This is a genomic window from Leptospira soteropolitanensis, from assembly GCF_026151655.1.
Classification (GTDB): Bacteria; Spirochaetota; Leptospiria; order Leptospirales; family Leptospiraceae; genus Leptospira_A; species Leptospira_A soteropolitanensis.
Window position 1 is genome coordinate 1 of sequence record NZ_JAMQPN010000049.1, and the last position, 1836, is coordinate 1836.

At 34.2% G+C, this 1836-nt stretch carries 2 protein-coding genes; both read left to right on the forward strand.

Annotated elements, in window-relative coordinates:
* On the forward strand, window positions 1–635 hold a 635-nt coding region (locus tag ND811_RS19190), incomplete at its 5' end, for a hypothetical protein (RefSeq protein WP_265365558.1).
* A gap of 203 nt (window positions 636–838) precedes the next feature.
* A complete protein-coding gene (locus ND811_RS19195) occupies window positions 839–1678 on the forward strand; it encodes a hypothetical protein (RefSeq protein ID WP_265353588.1) in 840 nt (279 codons plus the stop codon).
* Window positions 1679–1836: the final 158 nt, after the last annotated feature.

Below are 1836 nucleotides of genomic sequence, written 5' to 3' on the forward strand. Positions count from 1 at the left end.
TGCGCAATATTGCAAACCGACTCTTTAAAATGAAAAAAATAATACTAATTTCTTTTTTAGCTTTCTCTCTATGTTGCAGCATTACAAAGCGAGATTTTGTAAAATTGAGCACCAATCATTTAAAGAAAATTGAAAGTAGATTTAATGATTATGTTATTCATTTTGAATATCCGTTTAATAGAAATAATAGAAAAAAATCTGGCTATATAAGCAACGGAATAATTGATTCTTTAAGAAAGTGCCAGATCATAAATAAAAGAGTCAATTTATATGTTGGATTTTCAAAGTTCTTAAATAAATCTTCTGAATCCCTAAATACTTTGACTGATAATAGCAATAGTAATAAGCTTAATAGATTTGATCTTCACTTAATTTTAGATGATGAACAAAATATTGAAAATTTGATACCACAATCAAATCTACTTTCAAAAAAATATCAATCTAATGACGATAAAAAAAAACTGATTAATTTCAATCTATATCATTATTCAATTTCAAAACCTATGATAAACTTTGAATTTTTGGAAAGTGCAAAATACGTCGCTCCTCGCCTTGAAAAAGAGGAGTTTGAGGAATATTTCAATTTCGGAAAATTAATCGGGACAGAATTATGCGATGCTCTAAAAAATATCTAAAAATGCAATACTGCGCATAACAGCGGGGAAACGCTGCGCTTCGGCACAAGGCCTCGCTTGGCCTGTGGCACATTCCTCTCCGTCACGCTTCTCGCTCCGCAAGAAGACGCGCCGACGCTAACGCCTGCATTCGCAGGCTCAGCTACGAGGAACGTCGTCTCCCCTAGTTCGTTATGCGCAAGACTGCAAAAAACAGAAATTAAATGAAAAAAATTCGAATTAAAATTATTTTACTAATAGCTATATCTTTACAGCAAAGCATTAGTGCAGAAAGTATTCTTGAAAATAGAAAATTTTTCCTTGAAGTAACTACTTCGCGTTCACTATTTATACCAAACACAAATCTTCATCAAATTGATAATGGTGTTATGAATAAAAACAACGACTTCCTAAATAGACAGGAAGTAATCGGCGACAGAACTGCAAGCTATGGAACTGATGATCAAAAATTAGCAAGTATTTACGCTTTTGAAAATTCTCCTAAGCCTAAATTAAACAGCAAGGCATTTTCAATTTTTATGGAATATCTATTTAATCCTAAATTTGGGTTTGGCATTAGTTTAAATAATACAAATTTTGAAGCTTTAAACATTAGTGACACTAAATTTCAAAATAATTTAACAAATGATTACTTGAATACTTATTTAACAAATCAAGCAGCAAGAGAAAACTCGGTAATTCGCGAAATTTTACTTCCTTATAACACAAAATCTAATCCTGAATTTTTACAAATTTATACTCTTGGATTACATTTAGCATACCATTTCATTACCCATCCTATTTTTGATCCATATGTTAGATTGGGATTTGGATACGGTAGAAATTTAGAGGATATGGCAATTATTTACAAAACAACATTGTCTATCGGAAGCAGAGTCTTTTTAGCCGAAAACTTTTACATTTTAATTGAAGCTGCTGGTTCAAATTTCGATGCTTATAAAGTGCCAGATTCTATGCTTTTCGAGGCAAAAAAGAAAAGCCTTTCGCACGCATGGTCTTTACAAGAATATTCAGGTAAAATAGGATTGGGATTAGCCTTCTAGTGCAGTCCAGCGCATAACAGCGACTTACTGCTTCGCTTCGGGACGAGCCCTCGCTCGGGCTACGCCAAATTGTCCTCCTGTCACTCGCCTGCATACGCAAGCTACGTGCCAGTCCCTAACGTCCCGGTCGGGACTCAGGGTCGGACAACTTCAGTAAG

Excerpts from the sequence above, each read along its gene's own strand:
- ND811_RS19195 (WP_265353588.1), top strand. The coding sequence starts at position 839 with ATGAAAAAAATTCGAATTAAAATTATTTTACTAATAGCTATATCTTTA.